Origin of the sequence: Saccharopolyspora indica (assembly GCF_027853965.1) — a bacterium.
In the GTDB taxonomy this organism is placed as follows: Bacteria; Actinomycetota; Actinomycetes; order Mycobacteriales; family Pseudonocardiaceae; genus Saccharopolyspora; species Saccharopolyspora indica.
This window is the reverse complement of record NZ_JAQGLB010000025.1, coordinates 55949-72491: the sequence shown is the minus strand read 5'-3', so window position 1 is coordinate 72491 and position 16543 is coordinate 55949. Positions and strand designations below refer to the sequence as shown.

18 protein-coding genes are annotated in these 16543 nt (G+C 71.3%); 16 read left to right on the top strand and 2 right to left on the bottom strand.

From position 1 onward, the window contains the following. Positions 1–42: 42 nt before the first annotated feature. The 9 genes from uvrC (at position 43) to OU416_RS35190 (ending at position 9054) form a co-directional block, all read left to right on the top strand. A complete protein-coding gene (gene uvrC / locus OU416_RS35230; protein WP_270931407.1) occupies positions 43–2022 on the top strand; it encodes an excinuclease ABC subunit UvrC in 1980 nt (659 codons plus the stop codon). Next, entirely contained in the window at positions 2015–2890 is an 876-nt protein-coding gene (gene rapZ, locus OU416_RS35225) for an RNase adapter RapZ (protein WP_093345882.1), read from the top strand. Before uvrC ends, rapZ begins: the two co-directional genes overlap by 8 nt. After that, the gene (locus OU416_RS35220) at positions 2887–3855 is read left to right on the top strand and encodes a gluconeogenesis factor YvcK family protein (RefSeq protein ID WP_270931406.1); all 969 of its coding nucleotides are present in this window, start codon (positions 2887–2889) and stop codon (positions 3853–3855) included. The genes rapZ and OU416_RS35220 overlap by 4 nt, the downstream gene beginning before the upstream one ends. After that, positions 3846–4832 (top strand): DNA-binding protein WhiA, encoded by a 987-nt coding sequence (whiA, locus tag OU416_RS35215; RefSeq protein ID WP_270931405.1) that lies wholly within the window; start codon positions 3846–3848, stop codon positions 4830–4832. The genes OU416_RS35220 and whiA overlap by 10 nt, the downstream gene beginning before the upstream one ends. A 316-nt stretch (positions 4833–5148) precedes the next feature. Continuing rightward, complete coding sequence (gene gap / locus OU416_RS35210) at positions 5149–6159, top strand: type I glyceraldehyde-3-phosphate dehydrogenase (protein WP_270931404.1); 1011 nt, start codon at positions 5149–5151, stop codon at positions 6157–6159. Positions 6160–6237: 78 nt separating this feature from the next. Next, positions 6238–7440, top strand: a complete 1203-nt coding sequence (locus tag OU416_RS35205; RefSeq protein ID WP_270931403.1) for a phosphoglycerate kinase — start codon at positions 6238–6240, stop codon at positions 7438–7440. A gap of 2 nt (positions 7441–7442) precedes the next feature. Beyond that, positions 7443–8228, top strand: a complete 786-nt coding sequence (gene tpiA / locus OU416_RS35200) for a triose-phosphate isomerase (RefSeq protein ID WP_270931402.1) — start codon at positions 7443–7445, stop codon at positions 8226–8228. A gap of 192 nt (positions 8229–8420) precedes the next feature. Further along, entirely contained in the window at positions 8421–8654 is a 234-nt protein-coding gene (gene secG, locus OU416_RS35195) for a preprotein translocase subunit SecG (RefSeq protein WP_093155681.1), read from the top strand. Between the two features lie 55 nt (positions 8655–8709). Next, a complete protein-coding gene (locus OU416_RS35190) occupies positions 8710–9054 on the top strand; it encodes an RNA polymerase-binding protein RbpA (protein ID WP_093155466.1) in 345 nt (114 codons plus the stop codon). Between the two features lie 53 nt (positions 9055–9107). Here OU416_RS35190 and OU416_RS35185 read toward each other — a convergent pair whose 3' ends face one another. Next, positions 9108–9590: a MarR family winged helix-turn-helix transcriptional regulator gene (locus OU416_RS35185; protein WP_270931401.1), complete on the bottom strand. Its 483-nt coding sequence runs from the start codon at positions 9588–9590 to the stop codon at positions 9108–9110. 26 nt (positions 9591–9616) lie between these two features. Between OU416_RS35185 and OU416_RS35180 the strand changes: the two genes are divergently transcribed. The 7 genes from OU416_RS35180 to OU416_RS35150 all read left to right on the top strand — a co-directional run bounded on the left by OU416_RS35180 (position 9617) and on the right by OU416_RS35150 (position 15295). Then, on the top strand, positions 9617–10420 hold the full coding sequence (locus OU416_RS35180) for an alpha/beta fold hydrolase (protein ID WP_270931400.1): 804 nt from the start codon (positions 9617–9619) through the stop codon (positions 10418–10420). Between the two features lie 103 nt (positions 10421–10523). Further along, entirely contained in the window at positions 10524–10916 is a 393-nt protein-coding gene (locus OU416_RS35175) for a YciI family protein (protein WP_270931399.1), read from the top strand. 72 nt (positions 10917–10988) lie between these two features. Beyond that, on the top strand, positions 10989–11402 hold the full coding sequence (locus tag OU416_RS35170; protein ID WP_270931441.1) for a YciI family protein: 414 nt from the start codon (positions 10989–10991) through the stop codon (positions 11400–11402). 22 nt (positions 11403–11424) lie between these two features. Continuing rightward, positions 11425–12675 (top strand): RNA polymerase sigma factor, encoded by a 1251-nt coding sequence (locus OU416_RS35165; RefSeq protein ID WP_270931398.1) that lies wholly within the window; start codon positions 11425–11427, stop codon positions 12673–12675. 98 nt (positions 12676–12773) lie between these two features. Next, the gene (gene rraA, locus OU416_RS35160) at positions 12774–13247 is read left to right on the top strand and encodes a ribonuclease E activity regulator RraA (protein ID WP_270931397.1); all 474 of its coding nucleotides are present in this window, start codon (positions 12774–12776) and stop codon (positions 13245–13247) included. A 25-nt stretch (positions 13248–13272) separates the two neighbouring features. Continuing rightward, positions 13273–14634, top strand: a complete 1362-nt coding sequence (locus tag OU416_RS35155; protein WP_270931396.1) for a TrkH family potassium uptake protein — start codon at positions 13273–13275, stop codon at positions 14632–14634. Then, positions 14627–15295 (top strand): potassium channel family protein, encoded by a 669-nt coding sequence (locus tag OU416_RS35150; RefSeq protein WP_270931395.1) that lies wholly within the window; start codon positions 14627–14629, stop codon positions 15293–15295. Before OU416_RS35155 ends, OU416_RS35150 begins: the two co-directional genes overlap by 8 nt. A 6-nt stretch (positions 15296–15301) precedes the next feature. Here the strand turns inward: OU416_RS35150 and OU416_RS35145 are convergent, their stop codons facing one another. Next, positions 15302–16543: an alpha/beta fold hydrolase gene (locus tag OU416_RS35145; protein ID WP_270931394.1), complete on the bottom strand. Its 1242-nt coding sequence runs from the start codon at positions 16541–16543 to the stop codon at positions 15302–15304.

Here is a 16543-nt window from a genome sequence, read left to right as displayed (position 1 = left end):
ACCGAGATCCAGGCAGTCGGACCACGCACGTAGGGTGGTGGGGTGGCCGATCCGTCCACCTACCGACCCGCTCCCGGCACGATCCCGGACGCCCCCGGCGTATACCGGTTCCACGACGCCGGTGGCCGGGTGATCTACGTCGGCAAGGCGAAGAGCCTGCGCAGCAGGCTGTCGTCGTACTTCGCCGACCTGGCCGGGCTGCACCCGCGCACCCGCCAGATGGTCACCACCGCCACCGGGGTGCAGTGGACCGTCGTCGGCACCGAGGTCGAGGCGCTGCAGCTGGAGTACTCCTGGATCAAGGAGTACGACCCGAAGTTCAACGTCCGCTACCGCGACGACAAGTCCTACCCGGTGCTCGCCGTGACGCTGCACGAGGAGTACCCGCGGCTGCACGTCTACCGCGGCCCGCGCCGCAAGGGCGTGCGGTACTTCGGCCCCTACGCGCACGCGTGGGCCATCCGCGAGACCCTCGACCTGCTGCTGCGGGTGTTCCCGGCGCGGACCTGCTCCGGCGGGGTGTTCAAGCGGCACTCCCAGATCGGCAGGCCGTGCCTGCTCGGCTACATCGGCAAGTGCTCGGCGCCGTGCGTCGGCCGGGTCGACGCCGAGGAGCACCGCGGCATCGTCGAGGACTTCTGCGACTTCCTGGCCGGGCACACCGACCAGCTGATGCGCAAGCTCGACAAGGAGATGCAGACCGCCTCCGCCGAGCTGGAGTTCGAGCGCGCCGCCCGGCTGCGCGACGACCTGGAGGCGCTGCGCCGCGCGATGGAGAAGCAGGCGGTGGTGCTCGGCGACGGCACCGACGCCGACGTGGTCGCCTTCGCCGAGGACGAGCTGGCCGCCGCCGTGCAGGTCTTCCACATCCGCGGTGGTCGGGTCAGGGGCCAGCGGGGCTGGGTGATCGACAAGGTCGAGGAGATGGACACCGAGGCGCTCACCTCGCAGTTCCTCACCCAGTTCTACGGCGAGCAGGCGTCGCTGGCCGACCAGGCCGACGCCGGCGGCACGCCGGTCCCGCGCGAGGTGCTTGTGCCGGAGCTGCCCGGGGACGCCGAGACGATCGCCGGCTGGCTCAGCGAGCTGCGCGGCAGCCGGGTGAGCCTGCGGGTGCCGCAGCGCGGCGACAAGCGGGCGCTGATGGAGACCGTCGAGCGCAACGCCAAGGAGGCCTTCCAGCAGTACAAGCTGCGCCGCGCCGGTGATCTGACCGCGCGCTCGGCGGCGCTGCAGGAGCTGCAGGAGGCGCTGGCGCTGGACACCGCGCCGCTGCGCATCGAGTGCATCGACGTCAGCCACGTGCAGGGCAGCGACGTGGTCGCCTCGCTGGTGGTGTTCGAGGACGGCATCCCGCGCAAGTCCGAGTACCGCCGCTTCGAGGTCCGCGAGGGCGCCGAGGGCGGTGACGTGGGCTCCATCGACGAGGTGGTGCGCCGCCGCTTCCACCGCTACCTCAGCGAGACCGGCAAGACCGCCGAGGCCGAACCATCGGCCGTCGACCCGGACACCGGCCGCCCGAAGAAGTTCGCCTACCCGCCGAACCTGCTGGTCATCGACGGCGGTGGCCCGCAGGCCAACGCCGCGGCCGACGCGCTCACCGAGATGGGCATCACCGATGTCGCGGTGATCGGGCTGGCCAAGCGGCTGGAGGAGGTGTGGCTGCCCGCCGATCCCGACCCGGTGATCCTGGCGCGCACCAGCGAAGCGCTCTACCTGCTGCAACGGGTCCGCGACGAGGCGCACCGCTTCGCCATCGCCTACCACCGCAAGAAGCGCGGCAAGCGCATGACAAGCTCCACATTGGACGCGATCCCGGGGCTGGGCGAGACCCGCCGCACGGCGCTGCTCAAGCACTTCGGTTCGGTGCGCAAGCTGCGCCAGGCCGGTGTGGACGAGATCGCCGCGGTCCCCGGGATCGGCCGCCGCACCGCCGAGACCGTGCACTCGGCGCTGGCGGCGGACGGGGGAGCCGGGCCGGGCCCGGCGACGGAGAACGCTGAAGGGGAGAGCAGTGACTGAGGAGTCGGGCATCGAGGTCGCCGTCGTCAGCGGCCTGTCCGGGGCGGGCCGCAGCACCGCGGCGAAGTGCCTCGAAGACCTGGGCTGGTTCGTGGTGGACAACCTGCCGCCGGAGCTGATCGCGACCATGGTGGAGCTGGGGGCGCGCTCCAGCGGCGCGATCACCCGCGTCGCGGTCGTGATGGACGTGCGCAGCCGTGCGTTCACCGAGGACCTGGGGGCGGTGATCAAGGACCTGGACGCCCGCGGCTACAAGCCGAAGGTGCTGTTCCTGGAGGCCACCGACGAGGTGCTGATCCGCCGCTTCGAAGGGGTGCGGCGCAGCCACCCGCTGCAGGGGGAGGGGCGGCTGGCCGACGGCATCGCCGCCGAGCGCTCGCTGCTGTCCCGGCTGCGCTCCGAGGCCGACCTGGTGCTGGACACCTCGAACCTGTCGGTGCACCAGCTGCGCTCCAAGATCGAGGACGCCTTCGGCACCGAGGCCAGCACCCGCACCCGCGTCACGGTGCTGTCCTTCGGCTACAAGTACGGCCTGCCGATGGACGCCGACCTGGTGATGGACTGCCGGTTCCTGCCGAACCCGTTCTGGATCCCCGAGCTGCGCGAGTTCAACGGGCTCGACGACGAGGTCCGCAACTACGTGCTCGGCCAGGAGGGCGCCGAGGAGTTCCTGCAGAGCTACCAGCAGCTGCTGCGGCTGGTCGGCGCCGGCTACCACCGCGAGGGCAAGCGGTACCTGACGCTGGCGCTGGGCTGCACCGGCGGCAAGCACCGCAGCGTCGCGCTCACCGAGGAACTGGCCCGCAGGCTGGCCGAGGACGACGGGATGATGGTCAAGACGGTGCACCGGGACCTGGGGCGCGAGTGAGCGCGGAGCTGCGCGCGGTCGCCCTCGGCGGCGGGCACGGCCTGCAGGCCACGTTGTCGGCGCTGCGCCGGATCACCTCGGACGTGACGGCCGTGGTGACGGTGGCCGACGACGGCGGTTCGTCCGGACGGCTGCGCCGCGAGCTCGGCCTGCTGCCGCCCGGTGACCTGCGCAAGGCGCTGGCCGCGCTGTCCGACGGCGATCCCGACGGGCAGCTCTGGTCGACGGTGTTCGAGCACCGCTTCGGCGGCAGCGGCGCGCTGGCCGGGCACGCGGTGGGCAACCTCGTGCTGGCCGGGCTGCTGGAGGTGCTCGGCGATCCGGTCCAGGTGCTCGACCAGGCCTGCCGGCTGCTGGGCGTGCAGGGCCGGGTGCTGCCGATGTCCACCGAGCCGCTGGACATGTCCGCCGACGTCGTCGGGCTGGACTCCGATCCGGACGCGGTGCGGACCATCCGCGGGCAGGTCGCCATCGCCAGTACGCCCGGTCGGGTGAAACAGGTGAGTTTGCAGGCGGCGGGCGGGGCCCGCCCGGCAGCCTGTCCGGAAGCCGTCGACGCGGTGCTCTCGGCCGACTTGGTGCTGCTCGGACCGGGTTCGTGGTTCACCAGCGTGCTGCCGCACCTGCTGGTCCCGGAGCTGCACGAGGCGCTGGTGCGCACCACCGCGCGCCGGTTCGTGGTGCTAAACCTGGTGCCGCAGCCCGGTGAGACGGCGGGCTTCTCGCCCGAACAGCACCTGGACGTACTCTCGCAGCACGCACCGCGGCTGCGGGTCGACGCGGTGCTGGCCGACGTGAACTCGGTCCCCACCCCGGACCGGCTCCGCGCCGCGGCTGCCGAACTGGGTGCGCGGACCCTGCTGGACGAGATCGCGGCACCCGCCGTGCCGGGACGGCACGATCCGCAGGCGCTCGCGACGAGCCTGCGGGCCGCACTGGAGAGGAGGACGGACCGGTGGCGATGACCGCGGCGGTCAAGGACGAGTTGAGCCGGTTGTCGGTGACCAAGACGTGCTGCCGACGAGCCGAGGTGTCCTCGTTGCTGCGCTTCGCCGGCGGGCTGCACATCGTCGCCGGCCGGGTGGTGGTCGAGGCCGAGCTGGACAGCGGCTCCACGGCGCGCAGGCTCCGCAAGGAGGTCCACGAGCTGTTCGGGCACCAGTCCGACGTGCACGTGATCACCTCCGGCGGGCTGCGCAAGGGCACCCGCTACGTGGTGCGCGTGGTGCGCGACGGGGAGGGCCTGGCCCGGCAGACCGGACTGCTGGACCCGCGCGGCCGACCGGTGCGCGGCCTGCCCGCGCACGTCGTCTCGGGCGGGGCCTGCGATTCCGAAGCCGCCTGGCGCGGCGCGTTCCTGGCGCACGGCTCGCTGACCGAGCCCGGGCGGTCCTCGTCGATGGAGGTCACCTGCCCCGGCCCGGAGGCGGCGCTGGCGCTGGTCGGCGCGGCCCGGCGGATCGGGGTGGCGGCGAAGTCCCGCGAGGTGCGCGGCGCGGACCGGGTGGTGGTCCGCGACGGCGACGCGATCGGCGCGCTGCTGACCCGGCTCGGCGCGCACTCCAGCGTGCTGGCCTGGGAGGAGCGGCGGATGCGCCGCGAGGTGCGGGCCACCGCCAACCGGCTGGCCAACTTCGACGACGCGAACCTGCGCCGCTCGGCGCGCGCGGCGGTCGCGGCGGCCGCCAGGGTGGAGCGGGCGCTGGAGCTGCTGGGCCCGACGGCACCGGACCACCTGCTGGTCGCGGGCCGGCTGCGGCTGGCGCACCGGCAGGCCTCGCTGGAGGAGCTGGGCCAGCTGGCCGACCCGCCGATGACCAAGGACGCGGTGGCCGGCCGGATCCGCCGCCTGCTGGCGATGGCCGACAAGCGCGCCCGCGAGCTCGGCGTCCCGGACACCGAATCCGCGGTCACCGTGGAAATGCTCGAAGCGGACGCTTGATCACAGTTTCCACCGGCGCCGCGAACCGGGTGCGGGGATATCCACAGTTTCCGCGGGAACTGTGATCGCCCGAACCGGTGCAGAGATTCCGATCACGGGCGAACGGCCGGGGGACGGCCCGTTCTGGGGCCTTTGAGCAGCTGCGATGCGGGTTTTCCGGGAGTTGCGGGGGCCGGGTGGTGATCGTCGCCGATCCGGTGGGTGAGGCGCCTCGCCCGCCCGCGTGCGACGGCTCCGATGGCAGATAGGGTGAAGTCGAGACCATCCACCTCACCCGCCGCGCCGTCGGCAGGGTCAGTCACGAGGAGAGATCGGCGTGACCGTTCGCGTAGGCATCAACGGCTTCGGTCGGATCGGGCGGAACTTCTGGCGGGCCGCGACCGCCAGCGATCACGACATCGAGATCGTGGCCGCCAACGACCTGGGCGATGTCGCGACCATGGCCCACCTGCTGAAGTACGACAGCATCCTCGGTCGCCTCGACCAGGAGGTCAAGGTCACCGGTGAGGGCATCGAGGTGGGCGGCAAGCTCATCAAGATCCTCGCCGAGCGCGACCCGGGCAAGCTGCCGTGGGGCGACCTGGGCGTCGACGTCGTCGTGGAGTCCACCGGCTTCTTCACCAAGGCCGAGGACGCCCGCAAGCACGTGGACCAGGGCGGCGCGAAGAAGGTCATCATCTCCGCCCCGGCCAAGGGCGAGGACCTGACCGTGGTGCTGGGCGTCAACGACGACAAGTACGACGGCTCGCAGACGATCATCTCCAACGCCTCCTGCACCACCAACTGCCTGGGCCCGATGGCCAAGGTCCTCAACGACTCCTTCGGGATCGAGCAGGGCCTGATGACCACCATCCACGCCTACACGCAGGACCAGAACCTGCAGGACGGCCCGCACAGCGACCTGCGCCGCGCCCGCGCCGCCGCGGTCAACGTGGTGCCGACCGGCACCGGTGCGGCCAAGGCCATCGGCCTGGTGCTGCCGGAGCTCAACGGCAAGCTGGACGGCTACGCGCTGCGCGTCCCGGTGCCGACCGGTTCGACCACCGACCTGACCGCGACCGTCCGCGAGTCCGTGTCGGTCGAGGCCGTCAACGAGGCGTTCAAGGCCGCTGCCGCCGAGGGCAAGCTCAAGGGCATCCTCAAGTACAACGAGGACCCGATCGTCTCCAGCGACATCGTCACCGACCCGCACTCGACGATCTTCGACGCGCCGCTGACCAAGGTCATCGGCAACCAGGTCAAGATCGTCGGCTGGTACGACAACGAGTGGGGCTACTCCAACCGCCTCGCCGACCTGGTCGGCCTGGTCGGCAAGAAGCTGGCCTGACATCCGGACCGGAGACCCGCACGAGCCGTCGGCAGAGCCCCGGCTCGTGCGGGTCTTCCCGTAACTGAGGAGCAGAGCGTGAAGAACCTCGACGATCTGCTGTCCGAGGGTGTTCGGGGTCGGCGTGTTCTGGTGCGTGCCGACCTCAACGTCCCGCTGGACGGCGAGAAGATCACCGACGACGGCCGGGTGCGCGCCTCCCTGCCGACCATCCGGAAGCTGACCGAGGCCGGTGCGCAGGTCGTGCTCACCGCGCACCTGGGGCGGCCGAAGGGCGAGCCGGACCCGCAGTTCTCGCTGGCCCCGGTGGCCCGCCGCCTCGGCGAGCTGCTCGGCGCCGACGTCCCGCTGGCCGGTGACCTGGTCGGCGACTCGGCGAAGTCCGTGGTCGCGGGCCTGACCGACGGTTCGGTGGCGCTGCTGGAGAACGTGCGCTTCGACGCCCGCGAGACCAGCAAGGACGACGCCGAGCGCGGCGCGCTGGCCGACGAGCTGGCCGCGCTGGTGGGCCCGGGCGCGGCCTTCGTCTCCGACGGCTTCGGCGTCGTGCACCGCAAGCAGGCGTCGGTCTACGACGTCGCCGAGCGGCTGCCCGCCTACGCCGGTGGCCTGGTGCTCGCCGAGGTCGAGGTGCTGCGCACCCTGACCGGCGACCCGAAGCGCCCCTACGCGGTGGTGCTGGGCGGCTCGAAGGTCTCCGACAAGCTCGGCGTCATCAAGGCGCTGCTGCCCAAGGTCGACAAGCTGCTCATCGGCGGCGGCATGGCCTACACGTTCCTGGCCGCGCAGGGCCACGGCGTGGGCACCTCGCTGCTGCAGGCCGACCAGATCGAGTCGACGAAGCAGCTGCTGGCCGAGCACGGCGACAAGCTGGTGCTGCCGGTCGACGTGGTGGTCGCCGACCGCTTCGCCGCCGACGCCGAGCACCGGGTGGTGGCCGCCGACGAGATCCCGGACGGCTGGATGGGCCTGGACATCGGCCCGCGCAGCGTCGAGCTGTTCGCGGGCATCCTCCGCGGCTCGGCCACGGTGTTCTGGAACGGCCCGGCGGGCGTGTTCGAGTTCCCGGCGTTCGCCGACGGCACCCGCGGCGTCGCGCAGGCGATCGTCGACTCCGACTCGTTCAGCGTCGTCGGCGGTGGCGACTCGGCCGCCGCGGTGCGCACGCTGGGACTGCCGGAGGACGGCTTCTCGCACATCTCCACCGGTGGTGGGGCGTCGTTGGAGTACCTCGAAGGCAAGGACCTGCCCGGTGTGGCCGTCCTGGAAGGTGAGCGCTGAACATGGCCAGGACGCCGCTGATCGCGGGCAACTGGAAGATGAACCTGAACCACCTGGAGGCCATCGCCCTGGTGCAGAAGGTCGCCTTCGCGCTGCCGGAGAAGTACTTCGCGAAGGTCGAGGTGGCGGTGCTGCCGCCGTTCACCGACATCCGCAGCGTGCAGACCCTCGTCGACGGGGACAAGCTGCTGCTCAAGTACGGCGCGCAGGACATCTCCGCGCACGAGTCGGGCGCCTACACCGGTGAGGTGTCCGGCCCGATGCTGGCCAAGCTGGGCTGCACCTACGTGGTGGTCGGCCACTCGGAGCGCCGCGAGTACCACGGCGAGACCGACGAGCTGGTCAACAAGAAGGTCCGCGCCGCGCTGAAGAACGGTCTGTCGCCGATCCTGTGCGTCGGCGAGCAGCTGGAGGTGCGCGAGGCCGGTGGTCACGTCGAGCACTGCACGACGCAGCTGATCAACGCGCTCAAGGGCCTCAAGACCGAGCAGGTGCGCGAGGTCGTGGTGGCCTACGAGCCGGTGTGGGCGATCGGCACCGGCAAGGTCGCCACCGCCGCCGACGCGCAGGAGGTCTGCGGGGCGATCCGCGCGGCCCTGGCCGAGAAGTACGGCAAGGAGATCGCCGACGAGGTGCGGGTGCTCTACGGCGGCTCGGTGAAGTCGAGCAACATCGGCGACCTGGTCGGCCAGAGCGACGTGGACGGCGCCCTGGTCGGCGGCGCGAGCCTCAACGGCGACGAGTTCGCCAAGCTCTCCGCGATGGCGGCAGGCGGCCCGCTGCCGTGAGCTGATCGCGGTGAAGGGCACCTTTTAGCAACTTACTTGCCTGAAGGTGCCCTTCACCGGCTTTCCGCACCCCTGGGGTGACCCGGGTGGAGCAGTGTGGGAGCGTGCGGGTGGCAAACGGTGGACAGTGGTCAACTCGCTGTCGGCGGCCCGGTACGCTTGGTGGCGAACCGCTGTGCGAACGAGGACGTGATGACTCTTTTCCTGCAGATCATGTTGATCGTGACGAGTGTGCTGCTGGTGCTGCTGGTGCTGCTGCACCGGGCCAAGGGTGGCGGCCTCTCCTCGCTGTTCGGCGGCGGTATGCAGTCCAACCTGGCCGGTTCCAGCGTGGCGGAGAAGAACCTCGACCGGATGACGTTGTTCGTCATGGCGCTGTGGGTGATCTCCATCGTCGGGGTCGGCCTGTTGATCAAGATCGGTTGATCGGTCGGCACCCCAGCCGGTCGACGACCCAGGGCCGCTTGGTGGGTGAGGATGGATGACTGGTGGTAACGCCATTCGCGGCACGCGAGTGGGCTCCGGTCCCGCGGTGGGCGAGTCGGAGCGGGGGGAAGCCGCTCCGCGCAAACGCGTCGACTACTGGTGCAGCAACGGGCACCACAGCCGGCCGTCGTTCGCCATGGACGCCGAGGTGCCGGAGGAGTGGGACTGCCCGCGCTGCGGACTGCCGGCGGGCCTGGACCAGGAGAACCCGCCTTCGGCACGGCGCAACGAGCCGTACAAGAGCCACCTCGCGTACGTGAAGGAGCGCCGCAGCGACGCCGACGGGATGGCCATCCTGGAGGAAGCGCTGGCGAAGCTCCGCGAGCGCAAGGGACGCTGAGAACCGAAGAACCGGGCCGGGTGATCATGTCACCCGGCCCGGTTCTTCTTGCGTCAGCGGTCCTTTTCGCCGTCGCTTTCGGGGATCGCGGCGAGCATGTGCCGCAGGACGCGCAGCGTCGTGTCGATGTCGGCTTCGGTGAGGTCACCGCCGACGCGGCCCATGGTTTCGTGCTCGCGCCGCTGCAGGGCGTTGATCGCCGCGCGGCCCGCGTCGGTGAGCTCGACCAGGGACGAGCGCCGGTGCGCGGGGTTCGGCTTCAGCGCCACGAAGTCCTGCTCCAGCGCGTCGTTGACCATGCGCTGCACGAACTGCCTGCTCAGCTCCAGGGTTCGCGCGATCTGCGGGACCGTCTCGGCGGTGCCCGCCAGCTCGAGCCTTTCCAGCACCGCGCGGACGCCGATGGACAGGCCGTCGCGGGGGCTGTCGCGCTCGACCAGGCGCGCGACCCTGCGGTAGAGCGGGCCGAGGACGGCGTAGACCTCGGCCAGTCGCGGTCCCAGTTCGTCCGGCGGGAGCGGAGAGTTGCCAACCATGGTGTCATTATGACACCTTGGTTGCCATGAACACCATCGAAACCACGAAGATCCCCGTCCCCGGCGGTGAGCTGCACGCCGAGGTGGTGGGCTCGGGGCCGCCGATCGTGATGCTGCACGCCGGTTTCCTCGGCACCGGGATGTGGGACGAGCAGCTCGACCTCGCCGCGGACCACCGGGTGATCCGCTACGACGCGCGGTCGCACGGGCGCTCCAGCACGCTGATGACCGACATGCACCCGCACGAGGACCTGCTGGCGGTGCTCGACCACTTCCAGCTCGAAACCGCCTCCCTGCTGGGCAATTCCATGGGTGGCCTCACCGCGTTCACCCTCGCTCTGCTGCACCCGGAGCGGGTGGACCGGATGGTGCTGTTCGGGCCGGGCGTGCCGCCGGTGGAGTTCCACGACCCGTTCGTCCTGGACCGCTACCGGGAGCAGGCGGCGGCGCAGGAGGCGATGGACGCCGACGGCTACGTCGAATCCCTCATGCGCCTCTCGGTGGACGGACCGCACCGCGAGCCCGGCCAGGTCGACCCGGAGATCCGGCGGCGCTGCTGGGAGATGGCGATGACCACCATCACCAGCCACCACACCGCGACCGGCCGCCAGCTCGAGGTGGACGTGCGCAGCCGGCTGGAGGAGATCGCCACGCCCACCGCGCTGGTGGTCGGCGAGCTGGAATCCACCGACCTGCACCGGATGGCGGGTGAGGCGGCGCGGCGGATGCCGAACGCGGAACTGGTCGAGTTCGCCGGCTGCGGGCACATGACGAACATGGAGCGACCGCAGCGCGCCAACGACCTCGTCCGGCGGCACTTGGCCGGCTGAATCGCGAGAACCCCTGGGGGCATGTCGATCTCGGGGTCGCTCGTTCGATGCGTTGGTGAGCGGCCGGGCGGACCGGCCGCCACCGACAGGGGAGGGCCCCGAGATGCGATTCCTGATGGCGGTCATGGCCGGAGCCGGTGCGCCCGGCCCGGCGGACGTCGAGGCGATGGGCGACTACAACGAGGCGCTGGTCCGGGCGGGCGTGCTGCTGGCGGGTGACGGCCTGCACCCCAGTTCCAGGGGGTTCCGGACCGAGCTCGCCCCTGGGGGTGGGCGAGCTGTGGTGCACGGGCCGTTTCCCGGGAACGAGGAGGTGATCGCCGGTTTCTGGCTGCTCCAGGTGCGCTCCCGCGAGGAGATGGTCGAGTGGGCCAGGCGCTGCCCGGCCCCGGTCACCGTGCTGCAGGTGCAGGCGATCGAGGACGGCGCCGCCGAGGTGTCGGCCGCGGCGCGGGCGGAATGGCTCGCCGCGGAGATTCGCGATTTCACCGGCTGAAACCGGTTGGCGGCTGGTAGAACTCGTGCACCGACCCGCACCAGAGCGGCGGACGATCAGGAAGTGAACGGCATGCGATACATGATGATCGTGAAGTCCACCCCGGAGACCGAGGACGGCGCGATGCCGACCCCGGAGGAGCTCAAGGCGATGGGGGACTACAACGAGGAGCTGGTCAAGGCCGGTGTGCTGCTGGCCGGTGAAGGCCTGCACCCCAGCTCGGAGGGCTTCCGCACCGAGATCGCCACCGGCGGCGGGAAGTCCGTGGTGGACGGGCCGTTCACCGAGGCCAAGGAGCTGATCGCCGGTTTCTGGCTGCTCCAGGTCCGCTCCCGCGAGGAGGCCCTGGAGTGGGCCAAGCGGTGCCCGGAACCGGTCGAGGTGCGGCGGGTGTTCGAGGCCGAGGACTTCGAGATGTCCGAGGAGGAGGCCGAGCGCGAGGCGAACCTGCGCGAGGAGGTCCGCAAAGCGGGCGGAATCGCCTGACCAGGTGTGCTGAGATGGCGTGGTGACGGTTTCCGAAACCCACCGCGCCATCGAAGCGGTCTGGCGGATCGAGGCGGCCCGCCTGATCGCCGGCCTGGCGCGGCTCGTGCAGGACGTCGGCCTGGCCGAGGAGCTGGCGCAGGACGCGCTGCTCATCGCGCTGGAGAAGTGGCCGGAGACCGGGGTGCCGCCCAATCCCGGCGCCTGGCTGATGTCCACCGCCAAGCACCGCGCGATCGACCAGCTGCGCCGCAAGGAGCGGTTCGCGCGCAAGCAGCAGGAGATCGGCCGGGACCTGGAGCAGCGGCAGCACACCGAGATCGAGGTGGACACCGGCCCGGACTTCGGCGACGACCTGCTGCGCCTGGTGTTCACCGCCTGCCACCCGGTGCTGTCCACCGAGGCGCGGGTGGCGCTGGCCCTGCGGGTGCTGTGCGGGCTGACGACCAAGGAGATCGCCCGCGCCTTCCTGGTGCCCGAGCCGACCATCGCGCAGCGCATCGTGCGGGCCAAGAAGACGCTGGCGCGCAAGCAGATCCCGTTCGAAGCGCCGAGCGGGGACGAGCTCGCGGCGCGGTTGCCCGCGGTGCTGGAAGTCGTCTACCTCATCTTCAACGAGGGCTACACGGCCACCTCCGGCGCGGATTGGCTGCGCACCGAGCTGTGCGACGACGCGCTGCGGCTCGGGCGGATCCTGGCAGGCCTCGTGCCCGGCGAACCCGAGGTGCACGGCCTGGTCGCGCTGCTGGAGATCCAGGCGTCCCGCACCGCCGCGCGCACCGGCCCCACCGGTGAGCCCGTGCTGCTGCTGGAGCAGGACCGCACCCGCTGGGACCAGCTGCTGATCCGCCGCGGGCTCGCCGCGCTGCAGCGCGCGGAGGAGATCGGCGCTCCGCCCGGCCCCTACCGGCTGCAAGCGGCGATCGCGGCCTGCCACGCGCGGGCGCGCACCGCGGCGGAGACCGACTGGGCGCGGATCGTCCGGATCTACGAGCAGCTCTCGGAGGTCACGCCGTCGCCGGTGGTGGAGCTCAACCGCGCGGTGGCGGTGTCGATGGCCTTCGGTCCCGAGCCCGCCCTGCACCTCGTCGACCAGCTGGTGGCCGAGGGCTCGCTGGAGGGCTACCACCTGCTGCCCAGCGTCCGCGGCGACCTCCTGGCCAAGCTGGACCGGCCCGCCGAAGCCCGCGCCGAGTTCGAGCGCGCCGCCGAGCTGACCGCCAACGCCCGCGAGCGCGAACTGCTCCTGAAACGCGCCGAGAACTGCGGCTGACCGGCCGGGTGTGGTGTTGATCGCGGTACCGCGCGGGAGACGGCTACCGCTGGGTACGCTCGCGACCCACTGAAAATCGCGGAGAGGCGGGACCGCCCATGACTTTGGCTACGGCTGACCTCGCGGACCGGGAAGGGCCGGGGGTGCGCAGCTGCGACGTGCAGTTCCGCGACATCGGCGGGCGGGTGGCCTTCGAGGGCCGGATCCGCACGGTCAAGTGCTTCCAGGACAACGCCCTGCTCAAGGAGATCCTGTCCACGCCGGGCGAGGGCAGGGTGCTGGTGATCGACGGCCAGGGCTCGCTGCACACCGCGCTGATGGGCGACCTGATCGCCGAGCTGGGCCGGTCCAACGGCTGGAGCGGAGCGATCATCAACGGCGCGGTGCGCGACTCGGCGGTGCTGGCCGGGATGGACTTCGGCGTCAAGGCGCTGGGCACCAACCCGCGCAAGAGCACCAAGACCGGCGAGGGCGTGGTGGACGAGGTCGTCGAGCTCGGCGGTGTCCAGTTCGTCCCCGGCGAGTACGTCGTGGCCGATCAGGACGGTGTTGTGGTGATCGACGCGCCGTAGCAGCAGGTCAAGTACTGTCCCACGCGTGAACGTCCTCCAGAGCAGCGGCCGGCGCCTCGCCGCGGTGCGCAGGCAGCCCGCAGTGTCGGTCGTGCTGGGCTTCGCCGGGCTGATCGCCGTCGGCACGCTGCTGCTGTCGATGCCGTTCGCCACCGAATCCGGTGAGGCGACCGGGCTGGTCGTCGCGCTGTTCACCGCGACGTCGGCGGCGTGCGTGACCGGGCTGATCGTGGTGGACACGCCGACGTACTGGTCCACCGCGGGCGAAGTGATCATCCTCGTCCTGATCCAGCTGGGCGGGCTGGGCATCATGACCCTCGCGTCGCTGCTGAGCCTGCTGGTGTTCCGCCGGTTCGGGCTGCGCATGCGGCTCACCGCGCAAGCGGAGACCAAGACCCTCGGGCTCGGCGACGTCCGGCGGGTGGTCGGTCGCATCCTGCTGCTCAGCCTGGTCTTCGAGCTGGTGGTGGCGGTGGCGCTGACCGCGCGGCTGGTGACCGGTTACGGGATCGGGTTCGGCCGCGCGGTCTACGAAGGCGTGTTCCACGCCGTCTCGGCGTTCAACAACGCGGGCTTCGCGCTGCGCACCGACAACCTGATGGGCTTCGTCACCGACGCCTGGTTCTGCCTGCCGATCGCGCTGGCGGTGATCGCGGGCGGGCTCGGGTTCCCGGTGTGGCTGGAGCTGTTCAGCAGGTTGCGCCAGCCCCGCCGCTGGACGCTGCACACCAAGATCACGGTGTGGGTCACGGTGGTGCTGCTGATCGGCGGCTCGGTGGTGGTCACCGCCGCCGAGTGGACCAACCCCGGAACGCTCGGGCCGCTGTCCTGGCCGGGCAAGCTGCTGGCCGGCTTCTTCGCCGCGACCATGACCAGGACCGCCGGGTTCAACAACCTCGACATCGCCGAGATGCACTCGGGCACGCTGCTGGTGCAGGACGTCCTGATGTTCATCGGCGGTGGCAGCGCGGGCACCGCGGGCGGCATCAAGATCACCACGTTCGCGCTGCTGGCGTTCGTGATCCTGGCCGAGATCCGCGGCGAACCGACCGTGCACGTCATGGGGCGGCGGCTGCCGGAAGGCGTGCAGCGGCAGGCCCTGACCATCGTGCTGATCGCCGTCGGCGTGGTCGTGCTGAGCGTGCTGGTGCTGCAGGTGATCACGCCGTTCGGCCTGGACGCGGTGCTGTTCGAAGTGATCTCGGCGTTCGCCACGGTCGGCCTGTCCACCGGGATCACCGCCCAGATCCCGGCACTCGGGCAGATACTGCTGGTGGTACTGATGTTCATCGGCCGCCTCGGCCCGATCACGCTGGCCTCGGCGCTGGCGCTGCGGGAGCGCGGCCGCCGCTACGAACTGCCGGAGGAGCGACCCATCGTTGGCTAGGAACGACGCAGCGAATCAGATCGTGGTGATCGGCCTCGGCCGGTTCGGCAGCTCGCTGGCCGGTGAGCTGGTGCGGCGCGGCGCGGAGGTGCTGGCCATCGACTCGCGGCCGACCGTCGTGCAGCGGCACGCCGACGAGCTGACCCACACCGCGGTCGCCGACACCACCGACCCGGAGAGCCTGCGCCAGCTCGGCGTGCACCAGTTCAGCAGGGCGGTGGTGGCCATCGGCACCGAGCTGGAGGCCAGCATCCTGACCACCTCGCTGCTGGTGGACTTCGGCATCCCGAACATCTGGGCCAAGGCGACCAGCCGCCAGCACGGCCGGATCCTGGAGCGGGTGGGCGCGCACCACGTCGTGCTGCCGGAGCACGAGATGGGCAAGACCACGGCGCACCTGGTGATGGGCCGGATGCTCGACTACATCGAGCTCGAGGACGAGCACTACGCGCTGGCCAAGACCCGCGCACCGGCCGAAGCGATGGGCCGCCCGCTCGGCGACACGCGGGTGCGCTCGAAGTACGGGGTGACCGTCGTGGCGATCAAGCAGCCGGGGCAGGCCTTCACCTACGCGACGGCCGAGACGGTGGTGCACGAGGGCGACATCCTGGTCGTCGCGGGCAGCAGCGACCAGGTGGAGCGCTTCGCCGAGCTGACCTGAGGGACCTCACGGAATTCCCAGGCGGTCCAGCGCCGCGGCGAAGTGCCCGGCGAACAGCGGCGGGTTCTCCGCCATCGGGAAGTGCCCGAGGCCCGGCATCGGCCAGAAGACAGCTCCGGGGATCTTGCGCGCGGTTGCCGCCGACATCGCCGGTGTGCACGAGTAGTCGTACTCGCCGGTCATCATGATCACCGGGCAGCGGGAGGTGTCGATCTCGCCGACCCGGTCGCGGCCGTCCCAGTCACCGCTGTAGAAGTCGATGTCGCCCGCGAAGGTCCCGAACCCGCCCTGGGAGTAGCCCCACCACACCTCGCGGCGGCAGCGCTGCGGGCTCTGCGGGGCCATGAGCCCGTGGACCCACTCCGGGACGAAGGTGGACTCGTTGACCGCGGGGTGCTTGGCCCACGGCACCTGCCGGCCGGGAACCCGGTCGCTGGCCTCGCACGCGATCACGCCGCCGAGGGCGTGCGGGGCGCGGTGCGCCAGTTCCAGGCAGATCTCCCCGCCCATCGAGGAACCGCTGACCACGGGCGAGGCCAGTCCCAGCGCGTCGATCACGGCGAGGACGGTCGTGGCGTACAGGTCGGTGGTCAAGCTGTACTCGCCGGGCGCGATTCCGGGCAGCAGGCCGGAACGGCCGTGGCCGGGCAGGTCGAACGCGACGAGCCGGCAGCGCGAGGTCAGCGCCGTGTCGGCCATCAGGTCGTGGTACTGGCGGGCATCGGCGCCCGCGGTGTGCAGGAGCAGGACGTCCGGGCCTGCGCCCGCCTCCTCGTAGAAGATCTCCACCGGTTCGCCGCGGACGTCGATGCGCACGTAGCCCGGGCGCAGGTGCGCCTTGCCCGGGGCCGGGTGCGAGGCCGGGGCGGCCCGCGGACCGGAGATCGCCTCCCGGCCCAGCTCCAGCACCCGGCGGACGAGGTGCGCGTGCTGCGCCATCGCCAGTTCGCTGCCCTCGACCCGCGCGCCGGGAACGCGCATGAGCATGCCGAAGAAGTTCTGGTACGCCGGAGGCGGCACGGGCTGGAAGAACCTGCTCCAGTCCGCGGCGGCCGCGACCAGGACGAAGTCCGGGCTGCCGACCGGTTCGGCGAGCCGTCCGTCGTGAAAGCCGAACAGCGCCGACCAGTCGTCGGAGCGAATGCCGAAGGTGACCGTCGTCGCGGCGGCGAGGCCGGACAGCTCCCGGTCGCCGCGGCAGGCGTCGATCCATCGTGCGAGGTCGGCGTCGAGCAGTGCGGTGGTCAA